This is a genomic window from Bradyrhizobium sp. USDA 3311 (genome assembly GCF_054062495.1).
Genome location: NZ_JBSSFI010000001.1, coordinates 6233514 through 6251557 on the forward strand (window position 1 = coordinate 6233514; position 18044 = coordinate 6251557).

Annotated in this window: 31 protein-coding genes and 2 tRNA genes; 10 read left to right on the forward strand and 23 right to left on the reverse strand. The window is 65.4% G+C overall.

What is annotated here, in order from left to right:
* Positions 1–80: 80 nt before the first annotated feature.
* Genes ACVWW6_RS29935 through ACVWW6_RS29975 form a run of 9 tightly spaced genes read right to left on the reverse strand, consistent with a single transcriptional unit; the run spans position 81 to position 5958 of the window.
* Positions 81–1751, reverse strand: coding sequence for a portal protein (locus ACVWW6_RS29935; RefSeq protein WP_456681879.1), 1671 nt, complete (start codon positions 1749–1751; stop codon positions 81–83).
* 4 nt (positions 1752–1755) lie between these two features.
* The gene (locus ACVWW6_RS29940; RefSeq protein ID WP_456681880.1) at positions 1756–2256 is read right to left on the reverse strand and encodes a hypothetical protein; all 501 of its coding nucleotides are present in this window, start codon (positions 2254–2256) and stop codon (positions 1756–1758) included.
* A 10-nt stretch (positions 2257–2266) separates the two neighbouring features.
* Complete coding sequence (locus tag ACVWW6_RS29945) at positions 2267–2548, reverse strand: hypothetical protein (protein WP_456681881.1); 282 nt, start codon at positions 2546–2548, stop codon at positions 2267–2269.
* The gene (locus ACVWW6_RS29950) at positions 2545–2745 is read right to left on the reverse strand and encodes a hypothetical protein (RefSeq protein ID WP_456681882.1); all 201 of its coding nucleotides are present in this window, start codon (positions 2743–2745) and stop codon (positions 2545–2547) included. The genes ACVWW6_RS29945 and ACVWW6_RS29950 overlap by 4 nt, the downstream gene beginning before the upstream one ends.
* Positions 2746–2751: 6 nt before the next feature.
* A complete protein-coding gene (locus ACVWW6_RS29955; protein WP_456681883.1) occupies positions 2752–3114 on the reverse strand; it encodes a hypothetical protein in 363 nt (120 codons plus the stop codon).
* A 36-nt stretch (positions 3115–3150) separates the two neighbouring features.
* Positions 3151–3471: a spike base protein, RCAP_Rcc01079 family gene (locus ACVWW6_RS29960; RefSeq protein WP_456681884.1), complete on the reverse strand. Its 321-nt coding sequence runs from the start codon at positions 3469–3471 to the stop codon at positions 3151–3153.
* Positions 3472–3474: 3 nt separating this feature from the next.
* Positions 3475–5031, reverse strand: a complete 1557-nt coding sequence (locus ACVWW6_RS29965; protein WP_456681885.1) for a terminase — start codon at positions 5029–5031, stop codon at positions 3475–3477.
* Position 5032: 1 nt separating this feature from the next.
* Positions 5033–5278, reverse strand: coding sequence for a hypothetical protein (locus ACVWW6_RS29970; protein ID WP_456681886.1), 246 nt, complete (start codon positions 5276–5278; stop codon positions 5033–5035).
* Complete coding sequence (locus ACVWW6_RS29975) at positions 5275–5958, reverse strand: terminase small subunit (RefSeq protein WP_456681887.1); 684 nt, start codon at positions 5956–5958, stop codon at positions 5275–5277. Before ACVWW6_RS29975 ends, ACVWW6_RS29970 begins: the two co-directional genes overlap by 4 nt.
* A 274-nt stretch (positions 5959–6232) precedes the next feature.
* Between ACVWW6_RS29975 and ACVWW6_RS29980 the strand changes: the two genes are divergently transcribed.
* Together ACVWW6_RS29980 and ACVWW6_RS29985 are read left to right on the forward strand one after the other, a co-directional pair.
* Positions 6233–6454: a hypothetical protein gene (locus tag ACVWW6_RS29980; protein ID WP_456681888.1), complete on the forward strand. Its 222-nt coding sequence runs from the start codon at positions 6233–6235 to the stop codon at positions 6452–6454.
* Entirely contained in the window at positions 6445–6648 is a 204-nt protein-coding gene (locus ACVWW6_RS29985) for a hypothetical protein (RefSeq protein ID WP_456681889.1), read from the forward strand. Before ACVWW6_RS29980 ends, ACVWW6_RS29985 begins: the two co-directional genes overlap by 10 nt.
* A 2-nt stretch (positions 6649–6650) precedes the next feature.
* On the opposite strand, the gene ACVWW6_RS29990 is transcribed toward ACVWW6_RS29985, so the two are convergent.
* From ACVWW6_RS29990 to ACVWW6_RS30050, 13 genes are all read right to left on the reverse strand, one after another.
* On the reverse strand, positions 6651–7112 hold the full coding sequence (locus tag ACVWW6_RS29990; protein ID WP_456681890.1) for a hypothetical protein: 462 nt from the start codon (positions 7110–7112) through the stop codon (positions 6651–6653).
* Positions 7113–7153: 41 nt separating this feature from the next.
* Positions 7154–8080, reverse strand: coding sequence for a site-specific integrase (locus ACVWW6_RS29995; protein ID WP_456681891.1), 927 nt, complete (start codon positions 8078–8080; stop codon positions 7154–7156).
* A 249-nt stretch (positions 8081–8329) separates the two neighbouring features.
* Positions 8330–8404, reverse strand: a tRNA-Met gene (locus ACVWW6_RS30000).
* A 159-nt stretch (positions 8405–8563) separates the two neighbouring features.
* Positions 8564–8767: a hypothetical protein gene (locus ACVWW6_RS30005; RefSeq protein ID WP_456681892.1), complete on the reverse strand. Its 204-nt coding sequence runs from the start codon at positions 8765–8767 to the stop codon at positions 8564–8566.
* 95 nt (positions 8768–8862) lie between these two features.
* Entirely contained in the window at positions 8863–9174 is a 312-nt protein-coding gene (locus ACVWW6_RS30010; protein WP_456681893.1) for a hypothetical protein, read from the reverse strand.
* A 59-nt stretch (positions 9175–9233) separates the two neighbouring features.
* Positions 9234–10004, reverse strand: coding sequence for a hypothetical protein (locus tag ACVWW6_RS30015; protein WP_456681894.1), 771 nt, complete (start codon positions 10002–10004; stop codon positions 9234–9236).
* Positions 10005–10059: 55 nt separating this feature from the next.
* Positions 10060–10446 carry a hypothetical protein gene (locus ACVWW6_RS30020; protein WP_456681895.1) on the reverse strand — a complete coding sequence of 129 codons (387 nt, stop codon included), beginning with the start codon at positions 10444–10446 and terminating at the stop codon, positions 10060–10062.
* 67 nt (positions 10447–10513) lie between these two features.
* Positions 10514–10807, reverse strand: coding sequence for a hypothetical protein (locus tag ACVWW6_RS30025; RefSeq protein ID WP_456681896.1), 294 nt, complete (start codon positions 10805–10807; stop codon positions 10514–10516).
* A gap of 88 nt (positions 10808–10895) precedes the next feature.
* Positions 10896–11198, reverse strand: coding sequence for a hypothetical protein (locus tag ACVWW6_RS30030; protein ID WP_456681897.1), 303 nt, complete (start codon positions 11196–11198; stop codon positions 10896–10898).
* Positions 11191–12183: a hypothetical protein gene (locus ACVWW6_RS30035; protein WP_456681898.1), complete on the reverse strand. Its 993-nt coding sequence runs from the start codon at positions 12181–12183 to the stop codon at positions 11191–11193. Before ACVWW6_RS30035 ends, ACVWW6_RS30030 begins: the two co-directional genes overlap by 8 nt.
* Entirely contained in the window at positions 12180–12866 is a 687-nt protein-coding gene (locus ACVWW6_RS30040) for an MT-A70 family methyltransferase (RefSeq protein ID WP_456681899.1), read from the reverse strand. The genes ACVWW6_RS30035 and ACVWW6_RS30040 overlap by 4 nt, the downstream gene beginning before the upstream one ends.
* Positions 12863–13063 (reverse strand): hypothetical protein, encoded by a 201-nt coding sequence (locus tag ACVWW6_RS30045; RefSeq protein WP_456681900.1) that lies wholly within the window; start codon positions 13061–13063, stop codon positions 12863–12865. The genes ACVWW6_RS30040 and ACVWW6_RS30045 overlap by 4 nt, the downstream gene beginning before the upstream one ends.
* A gap of 115 nt (positions 13064–13178) precedes the next feature.
* Positions 13179–13448: a carph-isopro domain-containing protein gene (locus tag ACVWW6_RS30050; protein ID WP_456683197.1), complete on the reverse strand. Its 270-nt coding sequence runs from the start codon at positions 13446–13448 to the stop codon at positions 13179–13181.
* A gap of 54 nt (positions 13449–13502) precedes the next feature.
* Here ACVWW6_RS30050 and ACVWW6_RS30055 point away from each other — a divergent pair, with 54 nt between their 5' ends.
* The 8 genes from ACVWW6_RS30055 (at position 13503) to ACVWW6_RS30090 (ending at position 17937) form a co-directional block, all read left to right on the forward strand.
* Positions 13503–14108: a helix-turn-helix domain-containing protein gene (locus tag ACVWW6_RS30055; RefSeq protein WP_456681901.1), complete on the forward strand. Its 606-nt coding sequence runs from the start codon at positions 13503–13505 to the stop codon at positions 14106–14108.
* Positions 14109–14385: 277 nt separating this feature from the next.
* On the forward strand, positions 14386–14832 hold the full coding sequence (locus ACVWW6_RS30060; RefSeq protein WP_456681902.1) for a hypothetical protein: 447 nt from the start codon (positions 14386–14388) through the stop codon (positions 14830–14832).
* Complete coding sequence (locus ACVWW6_RS30065; RefSeq protein ID WP_456681903.1) at positions 14829–15059, forward strand: hypothetical protein; 231 nt, start codon at positions 14829–14831, stop codon at positions 15057–15059. Before ACVWW6_RS30060 ends, ACVWW6_RS30065 begins: the two co-directional genes overlap by 4 nt.
* Before the next feature lie 104 nt (positions 15060–15163).
* Complete coding sequence (locus ACVWW6_RS30070) at positions 15164–15370, forward strand: hypothetical protein (RefSeq protein WP_456681904.1); 207 nt, start codon at positions 15164–15166, stop codon at positions 15368–15370.
* Complete coding sequence (locus ACVWW6_RS30075; protein ID WP_456681905.1) at positions 15346–15639, forward strand: hypothetical protein; 294 nt, start codon at positions 15346–15348, stop codon at positions 15637–15639. The genes ACVWW6_RS30070 and ACVWW6_RS30075 overlap by 25 nt, the downstream gene beginning before the upstream one ends.
* Positions 15636–15809 (forward strand): hypothetical protein, encoded by a 174-nt coding sequence (locus tag ACVWW6_RS30080; RefSeq protein ID WP_456681906.1) that lies wholly within the window; start codon positions 15636–15638, stop codon positions 15807–15809. The genes ACVWW6_RS30075 and ACVWW6_RS30080 overlap by 4 nt, the downstream gene beginning before the upstream one ends.
* Positions 15810–16181: 372 nt before the next feature.
* Entirely contained in the window at positions 16182–17408 is a 1227-nt protein-coding gene (locus ACVWW6_RS30085) for a tyrosine-type recombinase/integrase (RefSeq protein WP_456681907.1), read from the forward strand.
* Positions 17395–17937, forward strand: coding sequence for a GIY-YIG nuclease family protein (locus ACVWW6_RS30090; RefSeq protein ID WP_456681908.1), 543 nt, complete (start codon positions 17395–17397; stop codon positions 17935–17937). Before ACVWW6_RS30085 ends, ACVWW6_RS30090 begins: the two co-directional genes overlap by 14 nt.
* A gap of 17 nt (positions 17938–17954) precedes the next feature.
* On the opposite strand, the gene ACVWW6_RS30095 is transcribed toward ACVWW6_RS30090, so the two are convergent.
* Positions 17955–18031: transfer RNA gene (locus tag ACVWW6_RS30095), tRNA-Pro, on the reverse strand.
* Positions 18032–18044: the final 13 nt, after the last annotated feature.

Below are 18044 nucleotides of genomic sequence, written 5' to 3' on the forward strand. Positions count from 1 at the left end.
GTTGACGACGGGAGACCAGGGCCACGACGGACCGGCGCCCTTCACTTTCGTCGGCGCCGTCGATCGAGGCCGCGGAGCTCTCACTGGCCGATACCCGCCTGCTGGATCGCCTGGGCGGCATCGCCGGCCGATTTGACGGCGCCGGCGACGCGCTGCGCGGCATCACCGGCCGCGGCGACGGTCTGGGCACCCTGCTGAATCGCCTGGTGCTTGGCGCGGTCGGCACGGGTCTGGTCGCGCACCTTCTCCGGCACGATCCACTCGGCGCCGGCCTGGGCCATCACCGCGTCGCGCGTGCCCTTGTCGAAATCGAAATTGTCGACGACGTCAGGCTTCACCTGCATTGCCTCGACCACGATCTTGATCGACTGCTGGAAGTTGCCGACCTTGAGCTTGTCCTTGGCGGCCTGCAGCGGGGAATCGAAGTCGAACTTGATGTCGTGGTTCGAGAGGATCTTCGGGATCTCCTCGAGCGGCCCGAAGGCCTTCATGTCCATCAGCGTCTGGAACGTGACGTCGCAGACCTTGCCGGAATAGTCCGTCTCGATCGGCTCGAGCAGCGGCACCGCCTGGCGTATGAACTCCTGGTAGACCCGCTCGGTCTCGTCGGCGGTCATCTCCTTGGTGACCGTCGGCATCCGGATCTGGTTGAGATAGAAGGCCTGGTCGATCATCTGCGTGATCACTTCCTCACGCTCGGCGCCGAACTTGAGGCCCTCCGGATTGAGTGTGATCGGCCGCAGCACCTCGCCGGTGCGCTCGTCGTAATCGGCGTCGGTCCAGGTCACGCCGCCGGCCTGCAGATTGGTGTCGCCGTTGATCGCCTCGCCAACGCCGATCATCGGCGGGTCGACGACCTTCTGCCCCGCCTCGAGGATGGTGAGTGTGATGTCCTGCAGCATGCGGGCATCGGGCAGGCCCAGAACCGCCGCCGGCGAATAGGCGATCGGCGAATTCGAAACACGCGCCCACTGCGGCACGACATAGGAGAACACCCGCAGCGGCGTCTCCTCGAGGATCGTCTCGTTCTCGATATCGATGTGGATCGAGACGAATGGCGCGCGCACGCCGCGGCCGCCCGGATCCCGGTAGTCGTACTCGTCCCATGGCAGCACGATGTGCCGGCAATTGAGCTCGCGGAACGGATCGTCAGTGCAGAGCTTGTCGACCTTTGGGGCGATCGTCTTCGGGAACTTCTGCTTGAGCTGGCGCGCCTGCGGCCGCCACTTGCGATGCAGGCCGTCGATGTGGTGCTCGGAATTCTCGAACCAGACGCAGTTCTTGAGGTGGTGCGTCGCGTAGGAAAGCCCGTCATAGCGGCCGTTGGGGCGGATCTCGAGCACCGCCTGGCCGAACGCGGAATAGTCCTGGTCGGCCTCCTTCATCGAACGGACGAAGTTCGCCTGCTGGGCGTACATCACGCGGTACTGAATGCCGCTGGCGCGATCGAGCCAGCGCCGGGCATCGCTGTCGTTATTGACCTCATCGGAGCGCGTCCGCGCCACGAACCATTGGCTGTCCTTCTGGCGCAGCAGCGCGGCGAGCGAGTTGGAGAGATCGCGATGCGCCAGCGCCGGCCGGCCCGTCATCAGGTAGCTTGCAAACTCCTCCGACATCCAGCGCTCGCGCGTGAAGTCGCCGCGCATCGGGTAGAAGTTGTCCGCGAGCGTCTGCCATAGCGTATGGACGGGATACCACTTCGCGAACTCGCCATCGCCCTGCTGCATCAGCTCGCGAACGCGGGCGCGCATGCGATCAGGCCCGATCGGGGGTCGCGGAGATGTTGAGGCGCTTGCCGAGCACGCCACGGCTGCCATCGGCCCATACGATCGACCCTAGATCGCCGTGCTCGCCTCGGTCATCGTAAAGCGTGTCGCCGCCGACCTCGCTGGAGGAGATCGGGACCGCCTCAGCCAGGATCTCGATCCGACCATCACTACCGGTATCGAAGTTGCGGCGGGCGAAACCGGCGTGATCGATGAAGAAGCGCGGAGGCTCGACGCTGCGCACTACCTGCGGTCGCGCCGGCGGCGGCGGAGCCGCTACGATCGCGACAGGAGCCGCGGCGGCAGCCGGCTCGGACCTCGGCGCGCCGAGAAAGTCCGGCAGCTCGAGCGCGCCCTCCGGCGCGCCGTACACCGTGTCCATCGTCATCGCGACGAGCCGCAGCCACGCGATGCGCTGCGCGCGCGACGAGTCGGCCGTGGGAATTTCCTTCAGCACCGCTGCAAGCAGCGGGTTGACCTTCGAAGCCATCAAGAACCCCTCAGAGTGATGTTGAAGAATACGGCTGCGCGGCCGGGCCGGTGCCCGGGCTCGAGCCACCGGATGCGCGGGAGCCGCCGAGCGCGCCACCAGCGATCGTCGGCAGGCGGCTGCCCGCAGCCGTGAGAATGGTGGATTGCCGACCGTCGCGCGCAGAATTCTGCGCGGCCCGCAAGCGGCCTGCGGCAATGTTCGCCGGCGAATTCGGATCAGGCATGGTGGGCGGAGGCAGCGGCGTCGGCGCCTGGACCACCGTCGAGCCGCCGCCAAACAGATCGCTCATCTCTTCAGCTCCTCGTATCCTCGGCGCACGCGTGGCCGGCGATCGCTCACTGGCGGCATGTCGGGATCGACGCCGCAGCGCCGCGGCGCATCCTCGCCGGGCAGCAGGAATTCGGGCCCGCGAGCGGGCTCAGACCGATCGGGCCGCTTGTCGCTGTAGGGGATGACCTCCCCGTCAGCGGTGTCGAAACGGCCCATCAGCGATTAGCTGCGCGGGCTGACCTGGAAGAGACACTGCGCGGCGGACAGGTTCGTCGCCGCGGTCTGCTGGATCTGGCCCGCGACTGAGATGACCGACTCGAACGAGCTCGTGACGTCGCCAGGCGTGGTCAGGTTGACCACGCTCTCAACAACGTCACCGACAACGGCGCCTGCGAGCGTCACGGCGCCGGCGCCGTTGCTGGCGACCTGGCACACCTTGATCGGGTTGCGCGAGGTGCCGATCACCTTGCCGTCGAGCAGCAATGCGCTGGTCGAGCCGGGAAGCCCGTCGCCGACGATGCCGAGCCGGCGCGGGTGAATGGAAACGAGGACGTCGTCTGCTTTAGCTGCACGTGAAAGGGCCATGGCGGCGCTCCGGGTTGACGATGGGGACGAGAGAGATCAGTCGGCCAGGCCGACGATGTTGGTCGCGGCGGTGCCCGTCGCCATGACGGCGCGAACCTGCACGTCGAGGATGCCAACAGGTACGGCCTTGAACAGCACGGGCGTCCCGAGGCCGTTGTTGGAGTTATCGCCGGCCGTGATCACCGTGACGTCGCCAGCAACACCGATGTAGAGCTTCTTCGCGTAGCAGCCGGCCGGACCGATCGCGACGTTCGCGACATCGCTCGGCGTGATCGCCGTCGCGTAGCGCGCGGGCCAGTGAGCGTTACCGGCGCTCATGTAGCGGTCGGGCTCGACGGTGTAGAGCGGATTGGCCATTGGCTAACGCCTCTTCTTCAGTTGGGAGTGGCCGATGTTGACGCGCGGCGTGCCGCCACCGCGGCTCTTGCGGAGCTCGCGCTCGACGACGCGCTCGCCTTCAGCCAGGCACATCAGCACCGCGTCGCCGCGGTCCGGCGAGCGGCCGAGCCGATCCTTCTGGTCATCCTTGTCCTCGAGCTTGATGCCCTGCGGCGACAGGAACCAGCGATAGGACGCGAGATCCGACTTCAGCTCGGGATCCGGCGGCAGCGCGATCGCGGAGCCGCCTTCCTGGCTGGGATCGAGCTCCTCGCGAAATTTCCAGGCGACCTCGGCCCGCTTGTTGAAGATCTTCAGCTTGCCGTCGCGCGTTCGCGCGGTCGACGGGTTGAGGCCCATGAAGGCGTAGACGGCGATGCCGTTGTCCTTCATCGCAATGACCGCGTCGCCGCCCCAGCCGCCGCCGAGGTCGACCACGACCGGACAGCGATCGCGGCGGTGCTTCACGACCGACGCGGCTGTCAGCCGGCCGCTCTTGTCGACCACCTTCTCGGCATCGAGCGGCGCGAACCAGCCACCGTAACGCCACGCAATCACGCGCTGGTCGCCGCCACCAGGCGCGACGTCGACGGCCATCGCCGTCATCGCGGTGCGCGCCGGGATCTTGTTCTCCCAGCGCTGCATCGCGGCTTCGATCCAGGCCGTCGGAATAACCTGGTTGTTGTCGTCTTTCAGGAACGACGTGAAATCGCCGTCGCGGTAGACCCTGCGCAGCTCCTCCGGCAGGCCGTCGAGCTTCGAGCCGTAGTCGGTGGCCGCGAGATCCGGATTGTCCGACAGCCGCGAGCGGATGAACGTCCGCGAGGTGGCGCGCCGCGGCTTGCCGTTGACGTCGTGCGGGCCCGGCCCGTCGACCTCGACCTCACCGTCCTCCGTCTGCAGGTACCAGCGAAGCTCGCCGTCCTTGGCCGGCTTCGGATGGGTCGGATCGAGCCAGGCGGCCCAGCGCCGAACGAGCCATTGCCCCTCGGCCGTGGTTGGGCCGTTGGTTGCGCCCACAACGCGACAGCGCTGGTTCGGGTCGACCGAGCGGTTCCAAGTGTTGATGAAGACGTACTGGCTCTCGAGGAAGTCAGCGAGCTCATCGTAGCCGATGAAATCGCGGGCCTTGCCCTTGAAGCGCTGCTTGTCCTTCTCGTGTTCGCAGCCCCGCAGCTCGATCAGCTGGCCGCCATTACGCCAGGTGGGCGGCTTCGCCGAATAGCCCTTGCTGGTGCCGAGGATATCGACCAGGCGATCGCCGAGCTCGGCCGCGTCCTGGTTGACGCGCCGGAGCACCCTCGCCCGCTTGTGCTCGTTGAGCGCCAGGCCAAGCAGCAGGTCGGATTTGCCGCCGCCGGCCTCCCCGCCGTAGAGCAGCTCGTCCGCCTCGCAGAAATAGGCCGCGGTCTGCGGCCCGATGTTCGGCACCCAGCGATGCTCAGCCGTCGCCGACATCGCATCGTTCTTGACCTCGTCCTGGACGTCCGCCGGCAGCGCCTGAATGCGCGCCAGCAGCTCGTCAAGGGCAGAGGGCAATCTACCCGATCGGGGTGAAGTCTACCTTGCGGCCGAGGGCGCGCTCCGCGCAGGCCTGCGCGTGCTCAATCTGGGAGCCAGCGCCCTCATTGGCCCCGACCATGTAGATCCCGAACGCGATCGGAAAGAACTCACTCGGCGAAAGCGAGCAGCCGTTCTGCGACAGCGTGTTAAACGCCTTGCGAAGCTGCGCGTGCAAAGCCGGCTCTCCGTCGGACGCTGTCATCCAAGGTAGCGAAGCGCTCATGAACTCTTCCCCTTCGTCCCGTTAGGTCTGGCGATCGTCGACGGCGTCGGCTTCGGCGCCCGCATGCCCTTCTCGAGCGCGAAGGCGATGCGCCGGGCAAACTCGACCTCGGACACTTGCTCCACATCGACGTCGTGCTTGATCGGACCACCGTCGGCGCCGGTGTGCTCGTGGCGCTTCTTGAAGCCGCCCAGGTGCTCGCCAATCGAGACGAGCGCCGCGCGCTTGTCGTGAAGGCGGAAGCTGATCTTCTTGACGTCGCGCGCATCATCGCCGCGTCCGTCCTTGTAGTCCTCGACCGTGATCGACGACACAGCAGCCGATTGCTCCGGCGTCATCTCGCCGAGGTTCACATACGGGTCACCGTCGGCGGTGACGCGTATGTAATCCTTGGCGTTAGCAAAGCCGATCTTGGCGAGCTCGGCGATCACGTCATCGATCGTGATGGCCGCCTTCTCGACGACCTTCTCGGTTACGCCGGCATCCAAAAATTGAAGTCGAGCTGCGAACTCAACATTCTTGAGCAAACGACTGAAACCGGTCTTCGCCGCCGCGTCAGAAGATCGAGGATAAACAGCGAGATAGGCCTTAAAACCAACCCGGGCCGGGTCGGCAAAATAGGCCTGCAAAACGGCCTCATGCTTAGCTTTCCGCAGCGGAACAGCAGCATTTTCCGACATCAGCGAACAAAAAGCTCATCAACGAGCCCGCAGCACAGCAAATTTTCGAGGATTTTTGCTGCGAGCATCAGCACCTCTCAATGAAAAGGGCCGGCATTGCTGCCGGCCCCTCGGAAGGCCGCCTGTCCGCTGCAGCCGTTCCTCATGTGCCGCGCCTGTCGGACAGCGCGCTCGGAGTATTGCGGGAAGAGGGAATCACGGCCGACTCTCCGCGTCAAATCCTGACGTCCGGGAAGAGCGATTATCGGACACCAGACGTGCTATAGAGAGCGGCATGCCCGAGAAGTGCCGACTGAACCTTCACCGCTTCGTCCTAGGCCGATACGACGATATCGAAGTGGTCGATCTCGAGACCGGCGCGCCGATCCCATTCGAATGGGTCGGGGCCGACATACTTGAGGTCGACAATCGCTACGCCGGCGTCGCTGCGGTCAGAGTTGTCCCGCACAAGCTCAAGCCCAAGCCCAAGCCCCGCTGGTGGAAGCCATGGACCTAAAAGCCGGAGAGCATCGTTGCGAGGAGGCCTCGATCCTCTCGCGCGAGAAGTACATCCCGTGCAACGCACCGGCCGTCTCGATGGTCGGCTGGAAGCATCGAGAAGAAGGCCCCTATCGAATGTGCGCCATGTGCGCCGCGCACAACGTCAAGAACCGGCGCGCCGAGATCTTAGGACCCTACCCGCCCGCGTGAGCCTACCAGGGCAGCTCGAAGCCAAGCAGCTTCTGAAAGGCGGACCGCTTCGCGAGCTGCACCGGGCGCGCCTCGATCTCATCCAGCAGACGCCTGTAGTTGCGCTGCCGCTGCTCGTGGATTTTCGCCGCGAGACTCCAGGAGCGCTTGCCTGCGATATCGGGATCGAGGGCAGTGACAGAGCGCGCCCTCTCCCAAAACTCCTGCTCGACGACTCGCGGTAGCCCGACAGTGCGGACATACAGCGCGATCTTCTCCAGCCGCTCCTCGTAAGGAAGCCACCGCAATCCGCTGTCAGCGCTAGGAGCACACGTCGAAGGTAGAGACCCTCCCGCCCCGGCCGACAGACCGCCCGATATCCCGGCAAGCTTCGCCGCTTCAGCTTCTGCGGCCGCCTTCGCGGCGATCGGAGCCGAAACAGAACCAACACCCAGCAGAGCCAAGAACCGTCGACGTGTCGCCATGCGACGTTCCTACAGCAACGGCGCTGCCGGTGGAATCCTGCCTAGAGAAATTCGCTGCCGGCGTGGTGCTCGAAATCGTTCTCGCGCCGGTCGTACTCTTTCAGCGTGTCGACCTTCACGTGGCGCGACTGCTGCATGACCTTCAGCGGATCAACCTTGGCCTCGAGCGCGCTGGTGATGAACCCGGCGCGCAGCGAATGCCCGGCGACGGTCTCGGGATCGATCCCGACGCGGCAGCAAACCTCTTTGACGATGCGGGCGACCTGGCGATCGGTCAGCGCGCCGGCGCCGATATTGCCGTGGCGATCGACGCTGCGGAAAATCGGCCCTTCGGTGATGCCGGCCGCGGCCAGCCAGGTATCGAGGGCGTCGACGACGCGCATCTTGCCGTTGGGAATCGGAAGATCGGCGCCCTCGCCTTCCTGATCGGTCTTGGACCGCCGGATATGCACCAGCAGGCCCTTTTTATGCCGCTCCAGGTCCGAAATATCGATCGCGACAAGCTCGGACCGGCGGAATGCGCCGGCGAATCCGATCAGCACCAGCGCGCGATCGCGCAGGCCGCGCTTCGTGGCGGGAATCGCCTCGATGGCCCGAACGAGCAGCTCGGCCGTCGCGGGCGCAGCCTTGCGCTTGCGTTTCCCGACGCGCCGGCGGATGCCCCGCATGACGGCCTTCACGCCCTCGAAATTCGTCGGCGGCTCCAAGCCGGCCGCCTTGTGAGCCGAGGCGATCGCCGAGGTGCGGCGCTGGATGGTGGACGTCTTCTTTCCGCCGTCGGCGAGCTGCGCCAGGTAGCGTGCCACGTCGATCGGTGCCGCCGGCAAGGTCGGGCATGATACCCGTTCTGCCCAGGCGACGAAGTCGGCCCAGTCGCTCGCGTAAGCGCGGCGAGTGTTGTCGCTCTTCTCCGCCTCGAGATAGGCCCGCACCGAGGCCATCGGGTCGACGAGCTCGGTCGACGCCATTGTCCATCCTCACCTGATAATGCCGGGCATCTCGCGCCGATTACCCCGGTGATGACGGTGAAATTCGCGGCTGGAAGCCCCAGCTCCGGACGCCTCGCGAACGAGGCCGGCCATGGCGCATCTTCCAGCGCACCGCGCCCTTGTGGCCCTCTGTTGAGGCGCCGTAAGCGCGCCGGCTTCTAGGTTCTCGACGCGGCCCGCTAAAGCCGGAAAGGCGGCGCGACGCCCGGGCGGTCCCGGGTCGGGAATTGGTTGCAGGGGTCGGGTTCGAACCGACGACCTCCTGGTTATGAGCCAAGCGAGCTACCGCTGCTCTACCCTGCAAGAAAGGTTCGAGGGCGCTTCCCGGAAACCAGTGACCCCTCGCCCGTCGGCGAGCCGGTCCCGATCTTCCTCCGCAAGCCTAAGGCCATGCCGCCCATTCGGGTGCTGCGGCGGGCCAACCCTCTCGCAACCGCGGCTCTAGAAACCGCGATCGGCGTCCTAATCGTCGTGTGGTGCGGCGCGCGTACCCGTGTACTCGTTAAGCAGGTCCTCTCGCCCGCCGCTCGTGAACGAGGCATGCTCGACGTTGTGGCCGGCCGCCTTCAGCTCGTCGACGAACTTGGCCGCCATGCGGTTCGCATCGCGGTTCTTGCGGTTGTGGTGCGAGCCGGTCAGGTGAACGACGAGAGTGCAGTTGCCCATCGGGGTGCTCCGCTTGGCATGGGGTTGACGAAAAGAGGGATCCACTTGTCACAGCGCGGGGAAACGCTTGTCAGCCTGGCGTCCGTGAAACGCTGTTATCGGACGCCAGCGCGCTCGAGCACGAACTTGGCCCGCGCCAGGCGTTCGAGCACCAGCGTTGTTCGGCCGCCAACATGGACAACCCGCTTCCGCTCGACCTGTCGGCCGATCGGCGCCGGTACATCCGCGGCGTCCGATGGCACGACCTGGTCGCCGCAGCGCAGACGCGTCGCGAGGGCGCGGACCTGGCTGGCCACTTCCGATCGCTCTTCGTAGAAGGCGTGCGGATTCGAGTTCGAGATGGGGCGGATCCGCGCTATGCGGGCCGCGAGCTCATCGAGCTCCCTGGCGGTGGCGATATCGATCACATCACCACCCCCGAAATACCAACGCCTGCCGGGCCGATCGGCCCCGCAGGCGCAATTTCTCATTTTGCATTTCGAGAGTGCCTCCGCCTGCGCTTCGCGGTCAACCCGAAATGCTGGCGCAGCTCCTCGAGCCCGGAAACAAGGTAAATGAGCTCTTGCTCAGGGATCGCCTCGCGGTGGATCGCAACGCGAGTGACCGCCATGACGACGCGCCGGCGCTCCGCGGCCGCGGGCACATAGGCCTCGTCCTCACACAGCCGCTGATGTTCAGCGATCGAGCGCTTGAGCAGCGGGTGGATCTTCGTGCCGTGCTCGAGCTCGACGCGCAGCATGCGCAGCCCGTGCGCCAGCGCTTCGTAAGCCTCGGTGTACCGGCGCCGGCGCGCCCGGCACTCGCAGCGAATCCAGCGCTCGTCCTCCGGAAGCTGCTCCTGCGCATGACAGCCGAGCGGATCGCACGGATAACCGCGGCCGCTTCCGGCGACGTCACGCGGGGACTCGATCACGCTGCGATAGGCGCCGACCACCTGCGCGAACATGTTGCCGGCGTCGTAGCGATCGCGCGCCGGCTGGTCGTCGACATCCGCCGGCAGCTTCAGATGTCCTGCAGCCCAAAGCCGGCCGATCGGCGATTCAGCCTCCTCGCCGCGGGTGTACTTCTGCACCTCGTCAAAATCGGCGCCGGCGGCGCGCAGCTCGTGCGCCAACGCACGCCGGTGCGGCTGCCGCAGCGTGCGCACGCGGTCGTCGACGTCTTTCTTCTTCGGCTTCTTCAGCTGACCGTTGGGGTGGCGTGGTCCGTTCTTACGTTTGCGGCCTGCGCGCGCCATACTGAGTCCCCTCTTTGGCGCGCGAATTCCGGCGCCGCCTCCACCGCTGCAGCCCTCACGAGCCGCGTCCCCCTTCGACCAGGTGCAGGCGCCGCGGCGGCGGCTGCCCGGTCGGGGGAATCGGAAATTCGGCGTCGAGCCCGGTCGGCGAGAACGAGACGTCAGCGTTGACGGCGATCGACCAGGCGTCGCGCCCGGCCGGCTGCGCCGGTGTCGTTAGGTAGGCCGAGACCGAGGTGGGCGGCAGATGCCGGCAGGAGGCGCGCAGGAGCCGCGCCGCGTGGTCGAACACGGCTTTGCGCGACGGACCTGCGATCGCGACCAGCGGCCAGCGCACGTCAAGCGCGCAGCCTTCCGGCGATGGCTGGTGGAAGCCGGAAAGCGCCGCTGCGCCATCGGGCAGCAGGAATGTCAGGCGGAAGGCCTCTGGGGCGGGACGCATGGCACAATAACCCCTTGGGTGAGAAAGGGTTAGCTGGACCTGCTAAGCAAACGGTTAAGCCGCGCGGTTAACGCTCTTCGATCGAGACCGCCCGGACGAGGCCGCCGTCCGCCTCCATCACCTTCGGCTCGCGGCAGACGATCTGGGAGTGCGGCACCAGGAGGATTGACCAGCGATCGCGGAAGGCTCTCTGATCTGCTGCCGGCCGCAGCAACTTGCACGAGATGATGTCGAGGTTGGCCGGGTCCCGCCAAACCTCCATCCGCACATAGACGAACTCCCCGGCGCGCAGGTCGCGCACCTGGTTGAACCGTGCGCCGATCTCGCCGGGAGGAAATCCCGGTGGGCTATCAATGGGCAAATGAAGCCCCTCCCCTCGGGTCAAAAATGGAGAGAAAAGGCCTGAATTGCAACTAGTTATAGTACTGGTCTCGCGTGAAACCTGAGGATTAGAAGAGATCCCCGATCTCCATCACCGACCGCTCGAGCTCGTCGAGCAGCTCGTCATTGCTGTCGCAGAGCAGATCCAGCGCGCCGAAAAAGCTCGTGGCTTGGCCGGTCGCCGCCGCCCGCGCCGCTGTAGGTGGCCTCGTCTCCCCTGGCGTGATCTGGTCGCGGACCTTCTCGAGCTGATGCCGAATCCGGAGCACCCGGTTGAACTGCCCCAGCATGCGCTCCAGGATCTCCTGGCCGCGGCTCTTGGCCGGGCCCGGCCCGGGCATGCCGCCACCGTTCGTCGTTTCCTCAGCCATCGCCCCTCCTCTTCAGCGCCATCGGCGGCAACGGCAGCGCCGGCGCGATCATTTCGGCCGCCCGCCGCGCGACCTGGTTCTCGATGAGCGTGCGGAAGGCCTCGCCCTTGGCCTGGGTGGCGAGCGACCGGTAGATGGTCTGTGCCAGCGCGGGCGCGTTGTGACACATCGTGACCTGCCAGCGCTCGATCGCCTTGCCGGCACTTGATCGCAGCCCGCCGAGCCTGTGCGTGACGAGGGCCTCGCCGTCACCCTTAAGCCATTGCAGAGCCTTCGCTGTCTCCGCGAACACTGCGGGATCGACAGGGACGGCGGTCGCGCCAAGCTGCGTCACAGGGTTTTGGTCCTGATCTGATGGTTTGGTCTTCTCTGGCGTGACCGTCACGTTGTCACATCGGTCACTTTGTGACAGCGTGACCGGCTCCCGCTCCCTCTTTGCAAGCCGCACCTGCAGCTCGACGAGTTCGCCATCCGGCAGCCCCTTTAGCGTCACCTCGATCGAAGTTCGCTCGCGCTCGTCCAGCTTGCCCATGGCGGCTAGCCGCGCCAGGCACTCGCGGATCCGCTTCCGCGAGCGCGACCGGCGCTGGCGATCGCGGACATCCTGCTTGTCTTCCTCGCGGTCGGGGTTGCGGTCGTGGAAGGTGCGCACGCAACCTTCCTCGACCCAGCGCACCCTCTCGTGCTCAAGCGCGGCGAAGATCCGCGCCACCTCCTCGCTCGCGAGACCGAGGGCCGCGCCGAACTCGTCGGCGTCGAAACTCGCGACGCTGCCCCGCTCCTCTCCGAAGTTCGCCGCGTTGTTGGCGAGCTCCTCGAGGCGGTTCACCACCGCGAGCACAGCGACCAGCGGCAAGCCGGCATATTGCGCCACTACGCGCCAAACCGGCATGTCCGAGAAACCGTTGGGGCGGCGGCACCAGTGATACTGGCGATAGCGGAGCTTCTTCTCAGCTTGCTCGATTGCCTTGCCGATTGGCTTCATGGTGCGCCCCCGAGCTTCCCGGCCTCGTTGCCCCAGGTGTCCCAGCCCGGCCGCGGCGTCCGCGAGAACAGCTCGACGCGGCGGGCGCCGGGCATATACGTCTCGCACCAGGCGTAGGCCTCGGCCGGCTTCACCGAGTGCCCTTCCGCCAGACCGTCAATGAAGTTGCGATGCGAGCGCGAGTTCTTCGGCTCGCCATACACGGCGAGCAGAAACGGCTCGCAGGCCGACCGCGCGCGATAGCCGGGCCCGAAGGCGATGCCGCCGCGCGCTTTGCGCTTCAACCAGGCACCGCCAGTCACATAGCGAAAGCCCCAGGCCTTCAGGCAGGCGCCGACCGGCGAATATGACGCGTCAAAATCGCGGAAGTGCTTCGTGGGATCGCCGCCCCAAAGTAGCAGCGGCCAAGTGCACCACATGAACAGCATGCAATCGTCTGCCGCGAGCTGATGCACCGGAAGCGCCCGGATCGCCTCGAACGACATTGAAGCATAGTGCTTGCTCGAGCTCTTCCCCTCGCCCTTCTTCGAACGCATCTGGGTGGGCCAAGGCGGGTCGATCATGATGAGGTCGTAGGACATCGGCCGCAGCGAGCCGAAGGGCCAGCTCCCCGCCGTGCCATCGAAATGCTGAGTGACGACCTCGCCGCGGACGTCGAACGGATCAGCGGCGCCGTCTGTCATGAGCTTGCGAGCCTCACGTCGACATCAAATGGGGCCAGGATCTCGGCCGCCGGCGCGTGCGCAATGCGCTCGATCGAGATCGCGAGCGCGAATGCCAGCGCCACGGCGACCCAAAAAGTTGCGCGGTCGATCGCGGGTAAATCAGCGAAGTAGCGGACGAAGGCGGAGCGGTGCCAGCGGTCGCGAAGGGAGTTCATATGCTGCGGCCTTAGCTTGGTTGAAGGGGCTACGCGTACGCACACAAACTTTCCTTCAGCCGCTCGCAACCGGAGCGATTCGACTCTCGGTCGCACACGCACTAAGGTTCCGGCGTTACGCGGCCGTCTTCCGCCGATCGCGGGCAAGGCGATCGGCATCGGCCGCACAGGCAAGTTTTGCAAACTGAGTGAGTGAGATCTTTTTCCCCCCGCGCTTAACGGGGAGCAGGAGCAGCAAGGGCCAGTACCCGGGCGAGATAGACCCCCGAGATTTCCACGAAGAAACAGTCGATTCCGGGATTTCCATCGCAGCTGCAACTGCGACGGTGCCGCCCCGCGAATCGATGATCTCTGCAATCCAGTCCATGCGGCGAACGCTACGCATCTTGCGTAGCGCTGTCAACGCCACCTGCGTAACGCATTTTGCGAGATTGGGGTCATGGGGTTAGAATCGCCTTCCGAGCGACTGCGCTGGGCGCGCCACCATCATGGGCGCTACAAAACACCAACCGAGGCTGCGCGTGCGTTCGGTTGGACTGTCTCCACCTATCTTGGCCACGAAAATGGCGATCGCGCCCCGTCCCGCGCCGCCGCGAAGCGCTATGCCCGCGCTTACGGGGTTCGTTGGGAATGGATCCTGGAGGCGGAGGGATCCCCGATCACGAAACAGCAACCCGTTAAAATCATCGGCAAAGTTGAACCGGGCGGGAAAGTCGTCTTTTACCAGGTCGACGCATATAAGGATTGCACTGAGGTCCCACCTCATGCAGGGATTGCCACCGTTGCGCTGGACGCGGGGGCCTCGTTGCGGGGGGTAGCCGATAGCGGTTGGCTGTACTTCTTCGACGATGAGAAAAAGAAGCCGACCCAGGATCTGATTGGAAAGCTGTGCGTGGTCGCCGTGAAGAACGGCGACGTGCTGATTCGCACCCTTCAGCCAGGCCGTAAGCGCGATCGCTACGACCTTGAATCGTCGACAGAACCCACGCTGCGGGACCAAGAAATCGCGTGGGCCGCCCGCATCACCTGGATTAAGCCGCGCTAGTTCCCAACTTTTCCCATCTGCCGTGTTTTGCATCTTGCGTACAGTCTACTACGCATTCTGCGTTGACATGTCTACGCAAGATGCGTAGCGTGTTCGGCGTCGGAGCGATTCCTACCTGCCCCGATGGCCCGAAGGTCGAACGCGGGTCCCTCCCTAGACTTCCGCTGACCCCGTACGCGTCGGTCGGCGGCACGCGCGGGTCGGATCAAATCCCGGCCAGCCCCGGATACCCCCGATCCGGCCCGCGCCTTTTCACATCGCGCTCATGAGGGAAAGCATGGCGTACAAGTGGCAATTCGGATCGAAGGCGCGCGAGCGCCTGTATTCGCGTGAAGCCTTCAAGGCCTACCAGGCCGGCCGCGGCGAGCATCCCATCTGCGTTCACTGCGATCTGCCCGTCACGCCCGACCAGGCGTGGGACCGCTCGCACATCGACGTGCCCGCCTGCTTCGGCGGAAATTGCGTTGGCGTCGGTCATCGCAAATGCAACCAGCGCGATAACAACGAGGTCGTGACGCCGCTGGCCGCCAAGGCGAACGAAGTGCGCAAGCGCCACCTGGGCATCAAGGGTCCCGGTCTCGGCCGCCACTCGATGCGTTGCGGCCGGCGCTCGAAGCAGAAGGCCAAGATCGGCGGCGGAGTCGTGCCACGCCTGACGCTGGCGCAGCAGCTGCGTGCGCTGAACGAGAAGCGCTACGGGTTTGTCCGGGGAGCGGAGCAATGAGGCGCTTCCTCTCTTCGGACGAGCTTCACTATGGCTCCCGCGACATCGCCGATCGGCTCATGGCGCTTCTGAAAGCCGGCGAGCTGCAGCGCGTCGACATCGACATCGTCCGCGCGGCTTGCGCCTCCTACATCCTGGCGCGAACCGGGCTTACCGCACTCTGCCTCGACGACGTCCACGCTCTCGAGGAAGCGACTCTCCGCAAGGTCGTGGGAGCCGTCGGATGAGAGATCTTTCACGCGGGACTAGCTTAAGCAAAGCGCCGGAGACTTTCCCCTCCGGAGATCGCGGTATCGAACCCGCATCCCGCTCCACCTTTCGCGACGTGCTGTTGGCGGAGACGCGCTCGCGCCTGCTGCAGGCGACCGCGGCCGGCTTGCACATCGATGCAGTCGCCTATGCCGCTGGCCGCAAGGACGGCGAGGAAGCCGAATTCGCGCCGCTCGGCTGGGACCTGTTTTCCTACGCCAGCGGCTTCGCTTTTTCGCGGCAGTTCTCACCCAGGAGGAAGGCATGCGCTGCGACCCCGTCGAGCTGAACACGCGGCCGCGCACCGCGGGTCTTTCCTGCGCTGGCTGCGGCTGCACCGATGACGCCGCCTGCCCTGGCGGCTGCTTCTGGGTCTCGCTCGAGCCCACGCCGATGTGCTCGCAGTGCTTGCCGCCCGACGACGAGGCACCTGTGGAAGGGGGGCTGTTCAGCGCGCAGCGTTGCCAGGCATCCATCACCGGCGCCGGTCACGCGCCGATCTGGCTCAACGAGACGTCCGGCTACTGCGCGCGGTGTCAATTGGGGTTTACGTCATGAGCGACGAGCGCCCCTGGCAGCTTGGCACGATCTTCAAACTGCGCATCGCTGAAGCCCAGCTCGCGATGCGCCTGTCCCAATGTCCGCCACCAGGCGCCGAGCAGTTACGCAACGCGCAGCTGATGATCCGCGAGTGCGTCAGGCGCATGTCGGAGATGCCGGCGTCATGAACGAGCCCGAGGCCAGGCGCACGCGCGACGAATCGGCGGGCCTCTACGTCAGTTGGGACGAGCTACACCGCCGAGTGGCGCCGGCGCTCGGCCGCGACAGCTTCCGCGCGGCTGTGAAGAACGCACAGAAATTCAAGGGTTTTCCACCGCAGAGCGAGACGTGGGGCGGTTTTTACTACCCGAAGGTCAAGGAGTGGCTGGACTCTCAGAACGGGGTTGGAACACATGGAGGGGTCGCAGTCGCAGTCGCAGACGCTGCCGAAGAAGACGAACCGGGTTTCAAGCATGCCCCGCCGCGGAGAAAGGCCAGGGTTCAAGATCGGCCGCCACAACCTCCCGTATTGGGTGGCCAGCCAAGTCACTCGCGACCCCATGGGGTTTCCCGACACCTGCATTCCGTTGCCACCGGGCGCGAGTGACGAGGAGATCGGGGAACTATGTCGCGGCTACACTGCTCAACTGCGGTCCCACATCGAAGCCGAGAAGAAGAAGCTCGAGACAAACGAGCCCTCGCTGACGCGCACGCGGTACGACGGGACGATCAAGACGGCGTGCCAGATCTACCAGGAGCACCCGAATTCCGCCTTCAACTACAACATCAGCGACACCACGCGGCGTGGCTATCTCGCGGATCTGAAGGTCATCATCGAGAGCGTCGGCCACCGACGCGTCAAAAACTGCACAGTGCTCGACGTACAGGCCTGGTACCGCGAGTGGAGGAAAGGCGTCGAATATATCGACGACGGCGAGCGCTGGTTCGGACCCGAGCGAATCGCCCGGGCGCACAACGCGGTCGCCATGGTGCGGACCGTGCTGCGGTTCATGGCGGCGCTGCGCCATGCGGATTGCAAGTTGCTCGCGGAGGAGCTCGCCAAGATCCAGTTCGAGCGCGAGGGCGCGCGCGAGCAGGAGCTCACCTACCAGCAGGTGCGCGACTTCGTACGTGCCGCGGGCGAGATGGTCGACAAGGGCCTGATCAGTCGCGACCGCGCGCTCTATCTCTCCATCGCAACGGCCGCGCAGTTCGAGCTGATGCTCCGCCAGGGCGACATCATCGGCAAATGGCAGAAGCGCAAGGAAGGCGCCAAATTCCCGGCTGGCATCGCGTTGCTGCACACCGACAACGAGACATGGGCCGGCTTCTTCACCTGGGAGAAGATCCCGGGTTGGCGTTGGCGCACGCGTACCTCGAAATCGAAATACAGGGCCGCGGTCGAGTTCGATCTGCAGATCTACGACCTCCTGTTCCCGCTGCTCGAGCAAGTGCCGATGGAGGAGCGCACGGGCGCCATCATCAAGGGCGAACTGGGCCAGCCGATCCGCTACCGCACCTTCGTCAAGGCCTTCCGCAAGATCGCCCAGGTGGCGAAGATCCCCGACGAGGTTTGGAGCATGGACGCCCGCGCCGGCGGCGCCGGCGAAGCCGACGACGCCGGAGTCGATACCACGCTGATCTCGGCAGGCCTCACTCACACCAACGTCACCACGACGGGGCGCTACCTGCGCAATCGGGCCAAGAAGAAAATCGTCACCATCGCCGAGGCGCGCAAGCAGGCGCGCGCCGGCGGCGAAAACGGAGGCAATGATGACGGCGCGTAAGCGTATTCCTGGCGTTCAAAGGCTGCCAAAGCCGAACGGCTTCTTCACCTGGTACTGGTCGGCCTCCCAAATTTCGCGGCTATCAACGGGCTTCCAGCCGCGCAGCGTCCGGCTCTGGCACGGCATCGGTGAACCAGCCCAGGTCGAGTTGGAGCAGGTCGAGGCGCGGGCCCGGCAGCTTACGCTCGACCTGGAGGACTGGCTCGCCCAGCCGGACCGAAAGGTCCGTTCGGCTCGTGGCAGCATCTACGTCATCAAGGCGGGCGAGAACGTGAAGATCGGTTTTTCCAAGGATGTGCAGCAACGCCAGCGCCAGCTGCAGACGTTCTTTCCGTTCCAGCTAGAGCTGCTGCTCTCGATGCCCGGCTCCGCTCTCACCGAGAGACAGCTGCACCGGCGTTTCAAGTGTTCACGCGTCACCGGCGAGTGGTTTCGCCTAACCCCCGACATCGAGGCGTTCGTTCAGGAGAAGAACAACGTCAGAACCGCATGTCAGAATCGCGGTCGAAAAGTCAGAATCGCAGCGTGAGGAATCAATAGGTTAGGTGGTCGGGGCAGCTGGATTCGAACCAACGACCTGCAGTACCCAAAACTGCCGCGCTACCAGGCTGCGCTATACCCCGAATGTCCGGCGAG

Excerpts from the sequence above, each read along its gene's own strand:
- ACVWW6_RS29935 (WP_456681879.1), bottom strand. The coding sequence starts at position 1,751 with ATGCGCGCCCGCGTTCGCGAGCTGATGCAGCAGGGCGATGGCGAGTTC.
- ACVWW6_RS29940 (WP_456681880.1), bottom strand. The coding sequence starts at position 2,256 with ATGGCTTCGAAGGTCAACCCGCTGCTTGCAGCGGTGCTGAAGGAAATT.
- ACVWW6_RS29945 (WP_456681881.1), bottom strand. The coding sequence starts at position 2,548 with ATGAGCGATCTGTTTGGCGGCGGCTCGACGGTGGTCCAGGCGCCGACG.
- ACVWW6_RS29950 (WP_456681882.1), bottom strand. The coding sequence starts at position 2,745 with ATGGGCCGTTTCGACACCGCTGACGGGGAGGTCATCCCCTACAGCGAC.
- ACVWW6_RS29955 (WP_456681883.1), bottom strand. The coding sequence starts at position 3,114 with ATGGCCCTTTCACGTGCAGCTAAAGCAGACGACGTCCTCGTTTCCATT.
- ACVWW6_RS29960 (WP_456681884.1), bottom strand. The coding sequence starts at position 3,471 with ATGGCCAATCCGCTCTACACCGTCGAGCCCGACCGCTACATGAGCGCC.
- ACVWW6_RS29970 (WP_456681886.1), bottom strand. The coding sequence starts at position 5,278 with ATGAGCGCTTCGCTACCTTGGATGACAGCGTCCGACGGAGAGCCGGCT.
- ACVWW6_RS29975 (WP_456681887.1), bottom strand. The coding sequence starts at position 5,958 with ATGTCGGAAAATGCTGCTGTTCCGCTGCGGAAAGCTAAGCATGAGGCC.
- ACVWW6_RS29980 (WP_456681888.1), top strand. The coding sequence starts at position 6,233 with ATGCCCGAGAAGTGCCGACTGAACCTTCACCGCTTCGTCCTAGGCCGA.
- ACVWW6_RS29985 (WP_456681889.1), top strand. The coding sequence starts at position 6,445 with ATGGACCTAAAAGCCGGAGAGCATCGTTGCGAGGAGGCCTCGATCCTC.
- ACVWW6_RS29990 (WP_456681890.1), bottom strand. The coding sequence starts at position 7,112 with ATGGCGACACGTCGACGGTTCTTGGCTCTGCTGGGTGTTGGTTCTGTT.
- ACVWW6_RS29995 (WP_456681891.1), bottom strand. The coding sequence starts at position 8,080 with ATGGCGTCGACCGAGCTCGTCGACCCGATGGCCTCGGTGCGGGCCTAT.
- ACVWW6_RS30005 (WP_456681892.1), bottom strand. The coding sequence starts at position 8,767 with ATGGGCAACTGCACTCTCGTCGTTCACCTGACCGGCTCGCACCACAAC.
- ACVWW6_RS30015 (WP_456681894.1), bottom strand. The coding sequence starts at position 10,004 with ATGGCGCGCGCAGGCCGCAAACGTAAGAACGGACCACGCCACCCCAAC.
- ACVWW6_RS30020 (WP_456681895.1), bottom strand. The coding sequence starts at position 10,446 with ATGCGTCCCGCCCCAGAGGCCTTCCGCCTGACATTCCTGCTGCCCGAT.
- ACVWW6_RS30030 (WP_456681897.1), bottom strand. The coding sequence starts at position 11,198 with ATGGCTGAGGAAACGACGAACGGTGGCGGCATGCCCGGGCCGGGCCCG.
- ACVWW6_RS30035 (WP_456681898.1), bottom strand. The coding sequence starts at position 12,183 with ATGAAGCCAATCGGCAAGGCAATCGAGCAAGCTGAGAAGAAGCTCCGC.
- ACVWW6_RS30040 (WP_456681899.1), bottom strand. The coding sequence starts at position 12,866 with ATGACAGACGGCGCCGCTGATCCGTTCGACGTCCGCGGCGAGGTCGTC.
- ACVWW6_RS30045 (WP_456681900.1), bottom strand. The coding sequence starts at position 13,063 with ATGAACTCCCTTCGCGACCGCTGGCACCGCTCCGCCTTCGTCCGCTAC.
- ACVWW6_RS30050 (WP_456683197.1), bottom strand. The coding sequence starts at position 13,448 with ATGCGTAGCGTTCGCCGCATGGACTGGATTGCAGAGATCATCGATTCG.
- ACVWW6_RS30055 (WP_456681901.1), top strand. The coding sequence starts at position 13,503 with ATGGGGTTAGAATCGCCTTCCGAGCGACTGCGCTGGGCGCGCCACCAT.
- ACVWW6_RS30060 (WP_456681902.1), top strand. The coding sequence starts at position 14,386 with ATGGCGTACAAGTGGCAATTCGGATCGAAGGCGCGCGAGCGCCTGTAT.
- ACVWW6_RS30065 (WP_456681903.1), top strand. The coding sequence starts at position 14,829 with ATGAGGCGCTTCCTCTCTTCGGACGAGCTTCACTATGGCTCCCGCGAC.
- ACVWW6_RS30075 (WP_456681905.1), top strand. The coding sequence starts at position 15,346 with ATGCGCTGCGACCCCGTCGAGCTGAACACGCGGCCGCGCACCGCGGGT.
- ACVWW6_RS30080 (WP_456681906.1), top strand. The coding sequence starts at position 15,636 with ATGAGCGACGAGCGCCCCTGGCAGCTTGGCACGATCTTCAAACTGCGC.
- ACVWW6_RS30085 (WP_456681907.1), top strand. The coding sequence starts at position 16,182 with ATGGGGTTTCCCGACACCTGCATTCCGTTGCCACCGGGCGCGAGTGAC.
- ACVWW6_RS30090 (WP_456681908.1), top strand. The coding sequence starts at position 17,395 with ATGACGGCGCGTAAGCGTATTCCTGGCGTTCAAAGGCTGCCAAAGCCG.